Source organism: Alteromonas sp. D210916BOD_24, assembly GCF_047159385.1.
Taxonomy (GTDB): domain Bacteria; phylum Pseudomonadota; class Gammaproteobacteria; order Enterobacterales; family Alteromonadaceae; genus Alteromonas.
On sequence record NZ_AP038333.1, the window covers coordinates 803,223 to 818,475 of the forward strand.

Annotated in this window: 11 protein-coding genes; 8 read left to right on the forward strand and 3 right to left on the reverse strand. The window is 46.7% G+C overall.

The annotated features are described in order from the left end of the window. Nucleotides 1-95 precede the first annotated feature (95 nt). The 5 genes from ACMCM8_RS03495 to ACMCM8_RS03515 all read left to right on the forward strand — a co-directional run bounded on the left by ACMCM8_RS03495 (nucleotide 96) and on the right by ACMCM8_RS03515 (nucleotide 7,327). Nucleotides 96-2,687, forward strand: a complete 2,592-nt coding sequence (locus ACMCM8_RS03495) for a family 20 glycosylhydrolase (protein WP_412725506.1) — start codon at nucleotides 96-98, stop codon at nucleotides 2,685-2,687. Nucleotides 2,688-2,820: 133 nt separating this feature from the next. Then, nucleotides 2,821-3,738 carry a BadF/BadG/BcrA/BcrD ATPase family protein gene (locus ACMCM8_RS03500; protein ID WP_412725508.1) on the forward strand — a complete coding sequence of 306 codons (918 nt, stop codon included), beginning with the start codon at nucleotides 2,821-2,823 and terminating at the stop codon, nucleotides 3,736-3,738. Between the two features lie 55 nt (nucleotides 3,739-3,793). Continuing rightward, a complete protein-coding gene (gene nagB-II, locus ACMCM8_RS03505) occupies nucleotides 3,794-4,792 on the forward strand; it encodes a glucosamine-6-phosphate deaminase NagB-II (RefSeq protein WP_412725510.1) in 999 nt (332 codons plus the stop codon). Beyond that, nucleotides 4,789-5,976, forward strand: coding sequence for an N-acetylglucosamine-6-phosphate deacetylase (gene nagA / locus ACMCM8_RS03510; RefSeq protein WP_412725512.1), 1,188 nt, complete (start codon nucleotides 4,789-4,791; stop codon nucleotides 5,974-5,976). Before nagB-II ends, nagA begins: the two co-directional genes overlap by 4 nt. 13 nt (nucleotides 5,977-5,989) lie before the next feature. Then, nucleotides 5,990-7,327 (forward strand): sugar MFS transporter, encoded by a 1,338-nt coding sequence (locus tag ACMCM8_RS03515; protein WP_412725514.1) that lies wholly within the window; start codon nucleotides 5,990-5,992, stop codon nucleotides 7,325-7,327. Nucleotides 7,328-7,369: 42 nt separating this feature from the next. Here the strand turns inward: ACMCM8_RS03515 and ACMCM8_RS03520 are convergent, their stop codons facing one another. Both ACMCM8_RS03520 and ACMCM8_RS03525 read right to left on the reverse strand, forming a co-directional pair. Beyond that, nucleotides 7,370-8,803, reverse strand: coding sequence for a serine hydrolase domain-containing protein (locus ACMCM8_RS03520; protein ID WP_412725516.1), 1,434 nt, complete (start codon nucleotides 8,801-8,803; stop codon nucleotides 7,370-7,372). A gap of 191 nt (nucleotides 8,804-8,994) precedes the next feature. Further along, on the reverse strand, nucleotides 8,995-9,405 hold the full coding sequence (locus ACMCM8_RS03525; RefSeq protein WP_412725518.1) for a DUF6640 family protein: 411 nt from the start codon (nucleotides 9,403-9,405) through the stop codon (nucleotides 8,995-8,997). 362 nt (nucleotides 9,406-9,767) lie between these two features. Between ACMCM8_RS03525 and gcvT the strand changes: the two genes are divergently transcribed. From gcvT to gcvP, 3 genes are all read left to right on the forward strand, one after another. Continuing rightward, complete coding sequence (gcvT, locus tag ACMCM8_RS03530; protein WP_412725520.1) at nucleotides 9,768-10,847, forward strand: glycine cleavage system aminomethyltransferase GcvT; 1,080 nt, start codon at nucleotides 9,768-9,770, stop codon at nucleotides 10,845-10,847. A gap of 54 nt (nucleotides 10,848-10,901) precedes the next feature. Beyond that, the gene (gcvH, locus tag ACMCM8_RS03535; RefSeq protein WP_412725522.1) at nucleotides 10,902-11,291 is read left to right on the forward strand and encodes a glycine cleavage system protein GcvH; all 390 of its coding nucleotides are present in this window, start codon (nucleotides 10,902-10,904) and stop codon (nucleotides 11,289-11,291) included. Between the two features lie 122 nt (nucleotides 11,292-11,413). After that, nucleotides 11,414-14,311: an aminomethyl-transferring glycine dehydrogenase gene (gene gcvP / locus ACMCM8_RS03540; protein WP_412725524.1), complete on the forward strand. Its 2,898-nt coding sequence runs from the start codon at nucleotides 11,414-11,416 to the stop codon at nucleotides 14,309-14,311. Between the two features lie 205 nt (nucleotides 14,312-14,516). Here the strand turns inward: gcvP and ACMCM8_RS03545 are convergent, their stop codons facing one another. Continuing rightward, nucleotides 14,517-15,191 (reverse strand): hypothetical protein, encoded by a 675-nt coding sequence (locus ACMCM8_RS03545; RefSeq protein WP_412725526.1) that lies wholly within the window; start codon nucleotides 15,189-15,191, stop codon nucleotides 14,517-14,519. Nucleotides 15,192-15,253 lie beyond the last annotated feature (62 nt).

Below are 15,253 nucleotides of genomic sequence, written 5' to 3' on the forward strand. Positions count from 1 at the left end.
GTAGCGCAACTGCGCTATTCTGGTGTCACTAACCTACAAACATACCAACAGCAATAAGTATGAGTGGTTTTGATGTTCAGCGAAGGAGCGGTAGTGTGAGTCGAATTTTGGGAACAGTGCTGCTGTGGGTGGCATGTGCAAAGGGCTATGCAGGTAGTGTTGTAGACAGCCAAGCAAACTGGGGGCAATCCCATTTAGACGCGTTAGGGCAGAGTGTTGAAGTGCAGTATGAGGTACTATCTAACCTTGACGACCAACAATGTCGCTTGCACATTCCCCATGGTGACTGTTTCACTGCACAAATCACTTTCAATGGCGCAAAGGCGGTTATTCCTGCATCGACCTCACTGTACTTTAGTCACCTTTCACCGATTAAAGGCATAACTGCGACCCACGACATTAGTATTGAACACATTAACGGGGATTTACATCGCCTACAGGTGAATCGCGACATTCCCGCGAATGACACTATAGAGATTACCTTGTCTGCGCTTTTTTGGCATGCATCGCGCTCTGACGTTATGCCAAATTATTACCTGACTTACCCGTCGCTTGCGCCAGTGATCATTGCCTCTACCACGCGGGTGCGCGAAGCAGGCAGTGATTTATTGGTTAACCAACACACCGGGGCGTGGGATAGCGAAGCACAATACAAACGCTCGCCTGACGATAATATGCCGTTAATGGACAGCGCTTACTGGTTTGATAAACGAGTTGCACAAGAAAAAGATCATGCTACTCAAAAGTATCAATATCAGCGAACGGCTATTAAAGACAGCAATGGTCAACAACACAAAAGTGATAACGTGCAGACGGATTACGCCACTCAACGCACCATACCTGAAGTGATGCAACGGCAAGATACCGGCGAGACCATATCTGTAAAGGGGATTAAACTTAGTAAAGCACTTCAAACGACTTTGGTTCCCGCCTTAGCGCAAATGCCATACTTCGGGCTGCCACTTAGTGAGCATGGCCTGCCGGTAGAATGGATAGAAGATAAAGATCGTGTTGATGAAGAACAGTATGCAATTAAGATCACGCCTCAAAAAATCACGCTAACGTCCCGGGATCAGGTAGGGGCGAATTACGCGCTGCTTACATTAATGCAGCTTTATCACAGTAATGACAAAACGCTCCCTGTCACTGATATCCTAGACAAACCGCGCTTTTCCTTTCGTGGTATGCATTTAGATGTCGCACGACACTTTCCTGGAAAAGCGGCGATTGAATCGGTCATTCGCCAAATGTTCACGTATAAGCTCAATAAATTACACCTTCATTTAAGTGACGATGAAGGGTGGCGCTTAGCTATAGATGCGCTGCCTGAACTCACCGAAGTGGGAGCCTATCGCTGTCATGACTTATCTGAAGATGAGTGTATTTTACCCCAGTTAGGCATTGGGCCATTTAAAGAGGCACCGGGCAATGGCTTTCTCAGTCAACAGGATTACGTCGAACTATTAACCATGGCACATGCTCGGGGTATTGAGGTCATTCCTTCTTTTGACATGCCAGGGCATTCTCGCGCCGCTATCGTGTCGATGAATAAGCGCTACCGCCGCCTGATGAATGAAGGAAAGCCACAGCTGGCACAGCAATATTTGTTGGTAGACAGGCAAGACACGACTAAATATGAAAGTGTGCAGTTTTATCATGATAACACCTTAAACCCGTGTTTAGACAGCACGTATGACTTTATCGAAACGGTTATCTCAACAGTGAAATCGCTACACGAGAAAGCCAATACATCGCTGCATTATTTTCACGTTGGTGCTGATGAGACCGCAGGGGCGTGGACTGATTCACCTGTTTGCCAAGCAAAAGGAAAACGTGCCGACACTTTATTGCCAGAGTTTGTTACTCGGGTACAAGGTATTGCAGCAAAGTATAAGGTAGGTATTGCTGGCTGGAGCGATGGAATGGAAAAAGCCATCACCACCCTTGATGCGCAACATGCCTATACCAATGTGTGGCATTTACTCGCCAATGGCGGCGAGCAGACCGTTACCCATTTTTCTGATGCAGGATTCCCTGTGGTGCTGTCGTTTCCCGATGTGCTGTATTTCGACTTTCCCTATCATAGCAATCCGTTAGAGCCTGGTTATTATTGGGCTTCTCGTACCACTGATACCCAAAAAGTTTTTTCGTTTATGCCCCAGCACTTGCCCCTTCACGCCAAAATGTGGACCGATAGAATGGGTAAGGCGTTTAGCAGCAATGGCGAGGTGAATGACAGCACAGTAATAGGGATTCAAGGGCAATTGTGGAGTGAGGTTACGGTAAATCAAGACGCACTAGAGTATATGCTTTTTCCCCGGCTGATCGCGCTAGCTGAACGGGCCTGGCATAAGGCTGATTGGCAAAAGCATGCGTTAGCACTAATGCAAGAGAATACTTTTTACCCGCATCAGCAACAAGACTGGCAAGCCTTTCAGGCAACGCTAATGTTGCACCACGCGCCCGCACTGGTGCGCCAAGGTGTGAATTTGCGAGTGCCCATTCCCGCTGCCAAAATGATAGACGGCAAACTGCACATGAAACCTCAATTGGGATTAGCCATGGAATACCTGAGTGCAGATGGCCAGTGGACAGAGTTCACGCAACCTGTTGAAGTGGCTTCGCCTGTGCGTGTAAGAGCGCGAATTAACGAAACCCGTAAAACTAGTCGCCCAACACAGTTGTAAGTGGCTGTTTTTGGGTGTTTAAAATGACAGCGCTGTCATGGTCTGGTGAACGATACGTCGCCAGCCTGAATGAAAGCGTTAATCACAGTGCAAATGTTGACCTGGAAACTTTGCTTGATAAAGAGAAGTATGAATGAGTTTTGACCTATATTTTATTGGCATTGATGGCGGTGGAACCAAGTGCCGCGCCAGATTGGAAGACGCCAGTGGGAACGTACTGGGAGAGGGAACAAGTGGTCCCGCCAATATCATGCGTGACAGTGGCTTGGCAAAAACATCCATTCTCGATGCGGTGGATAAAGCCATTCGCAGTGCGCTTAACCATGCCGGTGATAGCCAGCATACGGTGGCCTCTTTCAGTCTACAACGTTGTGTAGTAGGAGCTGGTCTAGCAGGGGCAAATATAGATACGGCTAAACGTGCATTTGAGCAATGGTCGCATCCTTTTGACTCGCTTTACTTAATGAGTGATTTACACGCAGCTTGTATAGGTGCACATGAAGGGCACAGTGGCGCCGCGATCATTACGGGCACCGGATCTTCCGGCACCTTATGGAGAAACGATACTTTTTGCGATGTGGGAGGGCATGGCTTTCCCATCGGCGATATAGCCAGTGGTGCTTGGTTAGGGTTAAAAGCCATTCAGCACACTTTATTGTGTTTAGACGGTTTGATGCCACAAGACGCCTTGTCGAACTATATCTGCCAGATGTTTAACGCTGACACCACTACCGCCATTGTCAGTCAATGTGGCACATATAATACGCATCATTATGCTGCGTTGGCAGAAGGCATGTTGCCGTTACTTAACGCCAACGACGCGGTTGTCATGGGTTTATTCTCCGAAGGGGCGGCATATATCAACGCTATTGCTAATAAACTGCTTGCAGGGCACCACCACCCTCTTGCAATGATTGGTGGGCTTAGTCACGTGTATGCACAGTATTTATCAGCGCCAATTCAAGTGCGATTGGTAGAAAGTCGAGGAACCCCTCAGCAAGGTGCAATTTTTTACGCGCGTGCTCGCTATGCAAAAACAGCTGCAAAATAGGTTAAAACCCAACGTGTTATCCAACAATGCAACATATACAACTGAAAGGTAAGAAATGAACCTATCTACTATGGCAAAAGAAGCTCGCGAAGCGCCGACAATTATTGCTCAACAATTAGAGAAAAATGAGCAGGCTGTTACTCGACTTGTCACAACCTTAAAACAGCGAAACCCTTCTTTGATTTACATGATTGGGCGGGGATCGTCCGATCATGCAGGCGTATTTGGTAAATACCTTTTCGAAATAGAATTGGGGCTTCCTGTTAGTCATGCCGCGCTGTCCATTGCGGGCGTTTACCAAAAACAACTTAAGCTGGAAGGTGCGGTGGCAATTGTGATTTCACAATCTGGTCGCAGCCCAGATATTCTTAAGCAAACCGAATCAGCCAAAAAGGGCGGTGCTTATACCGTGGCACTGGTAAACGATGAAACTTCGCCGTTGGCCGAAATGGTAGATGCAGTAATCCCGCTGCTGGCTGGCGAAGAAAAAGCGGTAGCGGCGACAAAAAGTTATCTGGCGACCTTATCCGTCTTGCTGCATATTTGTGCAAAATGGCGTGGCGATTCTGTATTATCAAACGCATTAACGCACCTTCCACAGCAACTTAACACTGTGATTGAAGAGCCGGTGCAATTAACTACATCATACCTTGAAAATACACGTAATACGGTGGTGTTAGGGCGCGGATTGGGTTATGCGATAGGCCGAGAAGTGGCCTTAAAACTGAAAGAGGTACTGGGCATTCACGCTGAGGCGTTCAGCAGTGCTGAATTTATTCACGGGCCTGTTACGTTAGTAGAGCGAAAACTGAAAACTATTGCCTTGCACATACAAGATGAAAGCGCACCGTTTCACAACAACATGGTACAGAACGTAAAAGACAGAGGCGCAGAGTGTTTAGATATGAAGGTGAATGGAGAAGGCGTTCACCCTCGGGTATCTCCACTACTGTTGATGCAGCGTTTTTATTTAGATGTGGAACTGGCAGCAACCCAAATGGGATTAAACCCTGACAATCCGCCCGGGCTTAACAAGGTTACGCAAACGCAATGAAAAAGCATCTACGGGTAAATAAAGCCCTGATAGGGCAAAAGTGGGTTCACAATTTGGTGATGACCATCGAAAATGGGCGTGTTACCGGACTTACTGACGTCAATACAGGTGACGACAGCGCAAAGCCACAACATAGTTACACCTCACTTACTGTTGATATGCACATTCAGGGCACTGTTATTCCCGGTTACATCGACACGCAGGTTAATGGAGGAGGGGGCATCATGTTTAACCAGACTCCTTCTTTTCACCGTTTAAGAGTAATGGCAGACGCCCACCGTCAGTTTGGTACTACCACGTTATTTCCCACTTTGATCACTGACCAAATAGACGTGATTGAACGTGCCGCTGATGCGATAGCCGAAGCGATTAGTGATGAGCATCCATCCATAGCCGGTGTGCACTTTGAAGGGCCCCATTTGTCGGTAGAAAAAAAAGGTGTCCATCCACCCCGTTTTATTCGCAAACTATCTGACAGAGAACTGGACACCTATACTCGTACCGATCTCGGGCAGGTGGTACTGACAGTTGCCCCTGAAAATGTGCCAACCAGTGTCATTGGTGAGCTGGTAGCAAGTGGCGTGGTAGTGGCGCTTGGACATTCCAATGCGACGTACCGTCAGGTTGAACGTGCCATAGAGGCGGGGGCCACGGGGTTTACTCACTTGTTTAATGCCATGTCACCACTGACTTCTCGTGAACCCGGCATGGTGGGTGCAGCGTTACTTAATAAATGCCTTTGCGGGTTAATTGTTGATCACCAGCATGTGCACCCCAAAACGGTTGAATTGGCTTATAAAATAAAAGGCCCGCACGAACTGATGCTAGTAACCGATGCCATGGCGCATGTGGGCACGACCCAACAAACAATTCCCTTTTTTGACCGTAATATCAGTCGCCAGGGCAACAAACTCACGACCGAAGACGGCACCTTAGCGGGAAGTTGCTTAGACATGCACAGTGCCTTAATGCACTGTGTAAACGATATTCAAATTCCCCTTGCCGATGCGAGCGCGATGGCAAGTACAACCCCTGCGGCATTTACTAAAATTCGTGATAGGGTAGGAGATATCGCCATAGGAAAAGTGGCGAATTTTCTTGTACTTGATGACAACAACGCGCTTAACGCTGTATGGCAATATGGTCAGCAAGTCAGCGGTATAACCATACCTAATAATAACTAAAAAGGAATGTAACATGACATCACACGCTCAATCACAGGCGATAGCGCCAAAAGGTATAAGTCGTTTTATCCCCATTTTAAGTATTGGTGTGCTGTTCTTTATTTTCGGTTTTATTACCTGGTTAAACGGGGCGCTTATTCCCTTTCTACAAATGGTGTGTGAACTAAGTGAAATGCAGGCACTGTTTATCGCCTTTTGCTTTTATATTGCTTATGTGGTGATGGCATTACCCATGGCAAAAATACTGGAGAAAACTGGGTATCAAAAAGGGATGAGTGTGGGGCTGGGTATTATTGCAATAGGATGCGTGCTATTTGTGCCTGCTGCGCTAACGGCGCTTTTCCCGGTTTTCCTGCTGGCACAGTTTGTGGTGGGCAGTGGCCTGACTATTCTTCAAACCGCGTCGAACCCGTTTATTGTTCGACTGGGCAATGAAGAAAGTGCCGCTGCCCGCATTGCCTTTATGGGGTTGCTTAACAAGGCCGCTGGTGTGTTGGCTCCTATTGTGTTTACTACTCTGGTTTTAAGTGGCTTGCCTGAGGTGAATCAAGAGTTGTTAAACACCCTGCCAGAGATGGAGCGCGCCGCGCTAATCAATGACATGTCAGTGTCACTTATTCAACCCTACGTAGGAATGGCAGTGGCTTTAGGATTACTTGCTTTAGTCTTTATGCGCTTACCACTGCCTGTTATTGAAGACAACACAGTTGCCTCTGTAGACACGCTTAGTCCTGCTTCGCAAAACACGCAAATATGGCAGTATCCTCACTTAGTATTGGGCGCTATTAGCTTGTTCTTTTATGTCGGCGTCGAAGTAATTGCTGGCGATACCATTGGGTTGTATGGCTCTTCTATTGGTGTAGAAAATGCCACCACATTAACCTCGTTTACCATGGTGGCAATGGTACTTGGCTATGCACTTGGCCTACTGACCATCCCCCGTTTTGTGTCTCAACAGGCTGCCTTACTGGGTTCAGCGGTAACCGGCTTTATTGTGACACTAGGGATAGTGTTTGCCGATGACTCATCCTTGCTAATTTCTGAGATACTGTGGGGCTGGACGGGCATTCAACAATTGCCCGATACAGTAACGCTCATTGCACTGTTGGGTTTTGCCAATGCCATGGTTTGGCCTGCCATTTGGCCATTAGCGTTAAAAGATTTGGGCAAATATACCGCGCAAGGCTCGGCGTTACTCATTATGGGGATTGCGGGAGGCGCTATTTTACCTGTGGTTTACGGGGGCTTAAGTGGGCTAACCGGAGGGCAGCTTGCCTACATGGTTATGCTGCCCTGTTATTGTTTTATTGGTTACTACGCCTTATGGGGCTGCAGAAAATACACATGGTGAAGGGGCAACTTGCCCTTTTTAAAATACACCCTTATCACCCAACTAATGGTAATTCGTTGGGTGGTAATCACTGTTAAAATCGGCGCGAATAGCTAAGGCTTGTTGAAACGCGTCGCGGGCTTGTTGTGCATTGCCCAACAGGTGATGGGCGAACGCTAAACTGTCGTAAACCTGAGGGGCGTCGGGGTAGTGGTGAATGAGCGTGGCGATGATGTCTAAACCCGCCTGAGCATTACCTTGCCGGATAAGGGCTAACGCACTTTCATTTAATGCTTTTCCCATAAAAGTATTGTACTGAGCGTCGTTATATTGTTGTTTAAACTGGGTTTTAAAATCAGCAGGGCCTAATGTACGGTATTGTTGATAGACAAAATGTTTAGGGGGCGGCTTAATGGCGTCAAATTGCCCTGTAGTTGCTAACTGCGTAATGCGGTTTGATATTCTTTCCGCCACCAATTCATCGCTATTGGCTAACACCACAATCACAATGCCTTGATCGACTAGCACTTCAGCGGCTGCGCTTATGCCAGTACCGCCTCCGTATGACACTATTTTATTGTCTCTGACACGAAAATAGCGGGAAAAAACGAGGCCTTTGTGTTTAAGCAAGGTGTCGGTAAATACAAGCGCGTGGTAGAACTGATAAACCTCGGGTGCAGTGGCTTCTATACCGCCATCCGGCCCAGAGACTTCCTGCATCAGGGAAGGGGCAAGTTGCCCTTCTATGGTAAAGGTATAGCGTGTTGACTGACACGGGCTATTGTCTAGCCGAGTCAATGAACTGTGCTTGGCGCCAATAGGGGTGAAAATACGCTCATCGAGTAACGTGGCAAACGATTTCTGGGTGATCATTTCTGCTATTCGACCCAGTAATATATAGCCGTAATTAGAGTACCGATAATCAGTGCCGGGCTCAAATAAGCGCGGCGTATCTTTTAAAAGGGCAATTTTCTTGTCTAGGGTGTCAAAACTAAGTGGGTCGGCCATATACTCAGGCGTAAAAATATCGGCAAAGCCGGCCTGATGGTTAAGCAAATGCTCGATGGTTACCCCTTGGGTAAGCGCGTCATCTAAGTCAAGCTCAAAGCGCGAAAGTGGGGTATCAAAGGCCAATTTCCCGTCTTCAATAAGTTGTAACACCAATACTGCGGTGTAATGCTTTGCAATAGAGCCAATGTTGAAGCGGGTACACGCGCTATTTTTTAGCGCTTTAGCGGTGTTGGTATACCCGTATGACTGATGAAAAACCACTTTGTCTTGAGAGGCCAGCAATACGTTGCCAGAAAACCAGTTGAGCTCGGCATAACGTGCGGCAATGTCATCGCTACCTTTGAGTAAAGCGGGTAGCGAAACCTTGTTACTGGCCATGTTCTGCTGTGAGCGTTCAGTCTGCGATTCATCACTGTGCGCATAAAACGCGATTGTGAACACTGCCAGTAGGCTCAATCCCAGTTGTAAGGTTTTCTTAAAGTTCATATGAGTGACGTCCTTAATCATCTAGTCAAAACCACTTTATCGAAATCACCTTATAGAGGCAGCGCCATCACATACATGCAAAGCATTAGGATAGGGCGTGTTCAACGAAAAACACCGTTATTGTCTGGCTGTCTGCCTATTAGATGCATACCAGTAAATAATCTACCTAAAAGTGGATGTCCTGTTATTACCTACCAGTCGATGCGATTTTTGCGTACGGGTACCGTTGCTGCAAGCAATGATATGACCACCACTACAATCGCCACAAATACTGCTAAGTCCAGGCCTAGCACCTCAGTGGCAATATTGCCTGATTGTACGCTTGAGCCAACGTGCTCAGCCAATAAATGTGACCCTATTACACCCCCCATCACAATGGTTGAAATAATAGCCGCCATGCCAAACTGTTGGCGAACCCAGGTTAGCCAAAGTGCTAATAGGCCAAATGCCACATTTGTAATAAGTTGCCACACTTCGTGAAACCGAGCATGGGGCGGCCAGTCAGGGTTAAACACATGTGACGGGTTCCATTCCAAATAGGGGATGAGTACTACATAAAACATTACACCCACTGAAAGTAGCATTTTGGCAAGCAGCTGCATTGGCCTTACTCCATTTATTGTTGTTAGTCGGAGAGATCGTAATGTTAAAACATAACAAAATTTCAACAGTAATTACCATACTACTTTAACAATCAGTGCATTATGCAACCCATTCAAATTTTATGATTGTGCGTACGCTACCGCAGTGAACCCTTAAAAAACGCGGTAGAGCATGTGCAATAAAGGGTTAGCCCTATAAGCGATTGATATATGTATATTTGAATTTCTGATATAAGGTGTATTGTATATTAGCTTTTTAAATGTCTTGATAAGAATTTCCAATTTGTTGAGGGTGAGCTAGCTCACTATACTCAATGGCATTTTCTACCTTGTTTATTCAACAACAAATAAGAGTACGTGGAATGTCAAACACCACCGCCCTACACGCAAAGCACCTAGAAGCCGGTGCGAAAATGGTCGATTTCTTCGGCTGGGATATGCCAATTAACTATGGTTCACAAATTGAAGAGCATCACGCTGTGCGTCAAGACGCAGGTATGTTTGATGTGTCTCACATGACCATTGTTGATGTAAAAGGCGCACAAGCCAAAGCGTATCTTCAGTACCTTTTAGCCAACGACGTGGCGAAATTAAAAGACAAAGGCAAAGCGCTATACAGCGGCATGCTTAACGAAGAAGGCGGTGTGGTAGATGATCTTATCGTTTATCACTTCGACGAAACTAACTATCGCTTAGTGGTTAATTCAGCAACGCGCGAAAAAGACATGAACTGGTTAATAAGCAAAGCAGAAGGCTTTGAGGTGACCATCACTGAGCGCCCTGAATTCGCCATGATCGCAGTACAAGGCCCTAACGCAAAAGAAAAAGCAGCCACCTTGTTCAGCGCAGCGCAAAAAGAAGCGGTAGCGGGCATGAAGCCTTTCTTTGGTGTGCAAGCTGAAGACCTGTTTATTGCTACCACGGGTTACACCGGTGAAGCAGGCTACGAAATTATGGTGCCAGCTGAACAAGCGGAAAGCTTCTGGCAAGCATTGCTAGATGCAGGCGTTAAGCCGTGCGGCCTAGGTGCGCGTGACACGCTTCGCCTAGAAGCAGGTATGAACCTATACGGTCAGGATATGGATGAAACCGTATCTCCCCTTGCAGCCAACATGGGCTGGACAATTACATGGGAGCCGGCAGAGCGTGACTTTGTTGGTCGTAAAGCACTGGAGGCACAGCGCGAAGCGGGTACCGACAAGCTAGTAGGCTTGGTAATGACTGAAAAAGGCGTGCTACGTCACGGCCTTAAAGTGAAAACAGACAACGGCGAAGGCGTTATCACTTCGGGCACGTTCTCACCCACACTGGGTCACTCAATTGCGATGGCTAGAGTGCCAAGCAATGTAGGCGAAACAGTAGAAGTGGAAATGCGCAAAAAGTGGGTTACAGTAAAAGTGGTTAAGCCCTCCTTTGTTCGCAACGGAAAAAGTGTTTTATAGCGCCCATACAACAGCCAATAGGCCCCAAGTTAACAGAGAATAACAGGAACAATTATGAGCAACATCCCAACTGATTTACGCTACGCCTCTACACACGAATGGGTTCGCCCTGAAGGTGACGGTGTTTTCACTGTAGGTATTTCTGAGCACGCACAAGGCTTGCTTGGCGACATGGTGTTTGTTGATTTGCCAGACGTTGGCGATGCAGTAAGCACTGGCGATGACATATGTGTTGCCGAGTCAGTAAAAGCCGCGTCTGACGTGTATGCACCAATTTCAGGCGAAATTGTTGCAGTAAACGAAGATCTGGAAGACTCACCAGAGCTAGTTAACAACGACCCTTACGGCGACGGCTGGTTATTCAAAATTAAAGCTGACGACGCGTCAGAAGTAGAAGGTCTACTTGACGCTGAAGGCTACGAAAACAGCATTGACGAAGAGTAATTCGCAACGCGATTTTCCAAGATAGACAGTTAGAAAAAGGGGCGCGAAGGTAATTCAGCCCCTTTTTAACTTAAAGATTTAACGCGCCCTTGCGGCAACCATTACGAGTGCTTAACAACGTTATGTCGAATACGTCCCCTACATTGGCTCAACTAGAGCAAAAAGATGCCTTTATCCGTCGTCACATTGGCCCGGGTAAGGGTGAAATTGAAGAAATGCTGTCTGCCATTGGCGCAAGCTCATTGGATGATTTAATTGAGCAAACCGTGCCGGCAGGTATTGCGCTACCTGAGCCACTAAAATGTGGTGAAGGGGCGACAGAAGTTGAAGCATTAAGCGAACTGAAAGCCGTTGCGCAAAAGAACAAGATTAACCGTTCTTTCATTGGTATGGGTTACTACGACACCCACGTACCTAACGTTATTCTTCGCAACGTGTTGGAAAACCCAGGTTGGTACACAGCCTACACGCCTTACCAGCCAGAAATTGCCCAAGGTCGTTTGGAAGCTATCCTTAACTTCCAGCAAGTGACCATCGACCTAACCGGTCTAGAGCTGGCATCGGCGTCATTACTTGATGAAGGTACAGCGGCAGCAGAAGCCATGGGCCTTGCTAAGCGCGTATCTAAAAACAAAAAATCAAACGCCTTCTTCATTGCAAACGACGTTCACCCGCAAACCATCGACGTGGTAGAAACCCGCGCTGAAATGTTTGGTTTTGAAATCATCAAAGGTGCAGCAGAAGACGCCGCAGAGCACGACGTATTCGGTGCACTACTGCAATACCCCACCTCTACCGGTGAAGTAAAAGACATCAGCGACATCATTGCTGCGGTACAAGCGAACAAAGGGATTGTAGCAGTAGCGGCAGATCTTATGAGCTTGGTTATGCTTAAGTCTCCTGGCGAGCTAGGTGCAGACGTAGCACTTGGCAGTGCACAGCGCTTTGGTGTACCTATGGGCTACGGTGGCCCGCACGCGGCATTCTTTGCTACACGCGACAGCTATAAGCGTTCACTACCTGGCCGTATTATTGGGGTAAGTAAAGACACCCGTGGTCGCCCAGCGCTTCGTATGGCGCTGCAAACCCGTGAACAACACATTCGCCGTGAAAAAGCGAACTCAAATATTTGTACTGCGCAGGTGCTACTAGCCAACATGGCAAGCTTCTACGCGGTATACCATGGCCCACAAGGCCTTAAAGTAATTGCTGAGCGCATTCACCGCTTCGCCGACATTCTTGCTACCGGTTTAAGCCAAAAGGGTGTAGCCCTTAAGCACAGCACGTACTTCGACACGCTAACCGTAATGGTAGACAACAAAGAAGACGTACTAGCAAGCGCATACGCAAAAGGCATGAACCTGCGTGCAGATCTTGACGGTGCGGTAGGTGTGTCGCTAGACGAAACCACAACACGTGAAGACATTGTTGCGCTATTCGACGTACTGCTTGGTGAAGAGCATGGCCTTACTGTTGAAGGTTTAGATGCAGAAGTAACCACGCAAGACGTGAAATCTATTCCAGAAGGTTTAGTACGTACTAGCGACTTCCTAACCCACGAAGTGTTTAACAAGTATCACTCTGAAACAGAGATGCTTCGTTACATCAAGAGCCTTGAAAATAAAGACTTGGCGCTTAACCACTCAATGATTTCATTGGGTTCGTGCACTATGAAGCTAAACGCAACGGCTGAAATGATCCCTGTAACGTGGGCTGAATTCGGTCAGCTTCACCCGTTTGCGCCACTAGACCAAGCAGCAGGCTATCAAGAAATGATTGCCGAGCTTAGCGAGTGGTTAATTAACGTAACAGGTTACGACGCGCTTTCAATGCAGCCTAACTCAGGTGCGCAAGGTGAATACGCAGGCCTATTGGCTATTCAGCGTTACCACGAAAGCCGTGGCGAAGGTCACAGAAACGTGTGTCTAATTCCAAGCTCTGCCCACGGTACTAACCCTGCGTCTGCGCAAATGGTTAGCCTTAAAGTGGTTGTAGTAGCCTGTGATAGCAAAGGTAACGTAGACCTTAACGACCTTCGCAAGAAAGCGGAAGAAGTGGGTGATAACCTGTCGTGCGCCATGATCACGTACCCGTCTACCCACGGTGTATACGAAGAAACAGTGCGCGAGATTTGTGACATTGTTCACCAATACGGCGGTCAGGTCTACATGGACGGCGCGAACATGAACGCGCAGGTGGGCATTACGTCACCTGGCTTCATTGGTTCAGACGTGTCGCACCTTAATCTACACAAAACCTTCTGTATTCCACACGGTGGCGGTGGCCCAGGCATGGGACCAATTGGTGTTAAATCGCACCTTGCGCCTTTCCTACCAAACCACACAGTTGTTAACGTAGAAACAGCAGGCAAAGACTGTGGTGCGGTATCGGCAGCGCCATGGGGCAGTGCATCTATTCTGCCTATTAGCTATATGTACATCAAAATGATGGGTAGCGCCGGCCTTCGCCGTGCAACTGAAGTAGCAATTCTTAACGCTAACTATGTGGCTAAGAAGCTAGAAGGGCACTACCCAGTGCTTTACAAGGGCAACAATGGCCGCGTAGCGCACGAATGTATTATTGACCTTCGCCCGCTTAAAGAAGCAAGCGGTGTAACCGAGCTAGACATTGCGAAGCGCCTAAACGACTACGGTTTCCACGCGCCAACCATGAGCTTCCCAGTAGCAGGTACGCTTATGATTGAGCCAACCGAGTCGGAAGCCAAGTACGAACTAGACCGTTTCATTAACGCCATGGTTAGCATTCGCCAGGAAATTGCGAAAGTAGAAAGCGGTGAGTGGGATGCCACTGACAACCCGCTACACAATGCACCACACACTTTGGCTGACATCTGTGACAGCGACTGGAATCGCAGTTATGACCGCATGCTAGCGGCGTACCCAGCGCCAGAAGTACACAGAAACAAGTTCTGGCCAACGGTTAACCGTATTGATGATGTATACGGCGACCGCAACCTGATCTGTTCTTGCCCTAGCATTGAGAGCTATGTTGAGGAGTAGGTTGGTGTTCTAGCAGCGTTGCTGTTAGAACTTAGTTGATTTGAAAGGCGAACCGGGTGGTTCGCCTTTTTTTGTGCTTTTTAAGGCCTAGTCTTTAAACAGTTGCTGTTACCGTAGAGTGGGGCTTTTTCTGTTGAATCTCGGTAGTCCGCTTCAGACAAACAACGGACATACAACGCCCATTTAAGGGGCTGATAATAGTTTGCTAAAATGTGTAGCGAAGCGAAACCGAGCAAACTGTTAGCAGTCCCGTTTTAAATTCTTGTAAGCTCTTCTTAAACACCCGGCCAAAGATGTACTTTACCTTTAGTTTGTAATAATTACATATAGCTTCAAATTTTGATGAATAAAGTTCATTAAACACTATGCCAATTACTAATGTTGCAGACATAGGAGCAAGTATAATGTTTTTGCATATAATTAGTTGTTCACCATGAGATGTATCCATATCTATAATTAACTGTTCAATATTATTTAACTTGGTATTAGTAGATATCAATATCTCTGTTAACCCACCTGCTTGTATTGTAAATTCTTCCCTAGATTGAAATGCCATATCATTTAACTGGTAACCATATGAATATTTGGGTTTTTGATTATTCTCTTTTTTAACCATGAAAGATTTTTGTTTATAACAATTTATATCTTTAATCGTAACTGCGTAAGGTTTTATATTTTTGATCTTGATTATATACGTGAATTTTTCAGGTGTTTGATGAATTACAATTTGCTTAATTGATAAAGCTTTTCTAGCACTTTTATACCAAGCAATTAGTACAGAAATAATTGCAATTAGTGCAGCTAAAGAACTAAGAGTATCTACAATAGTTTTGAAGTCCAATGAACCTAGGAAAGAACATAATCCCTTTAAATACTCCATACTTCTCCTGAAGAGCTAACTTTTAAATAAGGGGCGCATACATGTGGGCTAAAAAGCGAAGC

Coding starts and splice junctions, on each gene's coding strand:
- ACMCM8_RS03525 (WP_412725518.1), bottom strand. CDS start 9,405: ATGCAGCTGCTTGCCAAAATGCTACTTTCAGTGGGTGTAATGTTTTAT.
- gcvT (WP_412725520.1), top strand. CDS start 9,768: ATGTCAAACACCACCGCCCTACACGCAAAGCACCTAGAAGCCGGTGCG.
- ACMCM8_RS03515 (WP_412725514.1), top strand. CDS start 5,990: ATGACATCACACGCTCAATCACAGGCGATAGCGCCAAAAGGTATAAGT.
- gcvP (WP_412725524.1), top strand. CDS start 11,414: ATGTCGAATACGTCCCCTACATTGGCTCAACTAGAGCAAAAAGATGCC.
- nagB-II (WP_412725510.1), top strand. CDS start 3,794: ATGAACCTATCTACTATGGCAAAAGAAGCTCGCGAAGCGCCGACAATT.
- ACMCM8_RS03520 (WP_412725516.1), bottom strand. CDS start 8,803: ATGAACTTTAAGAAAACCTTACAACTGGGATTGAGCCTACTGGCAGTG.
- ACMCM8_RS03500 (WP_412725508.1), top strand. CDS start 2,821: ATGAGTTTTGACCTATATTTTATTGGCATTGATGGCGGTGGAACCAAG.
- nagA (WP_412725512.1), top strand. CDS start 4,789: ATGAAAAAGCATCTACGGGTAAATAAAGCCCTGATAGGGCAAAAGTGG.
- ACMCM8_RS03545 (WP_412725526.1), bottom strand. CDS start 15,191: ATGGAGTATTTAAAGGGATTATGTTCTTTCCTAGGTTCATTGGACTTC.
- gcvH (WP_412725522.1), top strand. CDS start 10,902: ATGAGCAACATCCCAACTGATTTACGCTACGCCTCTACACACGAATGG.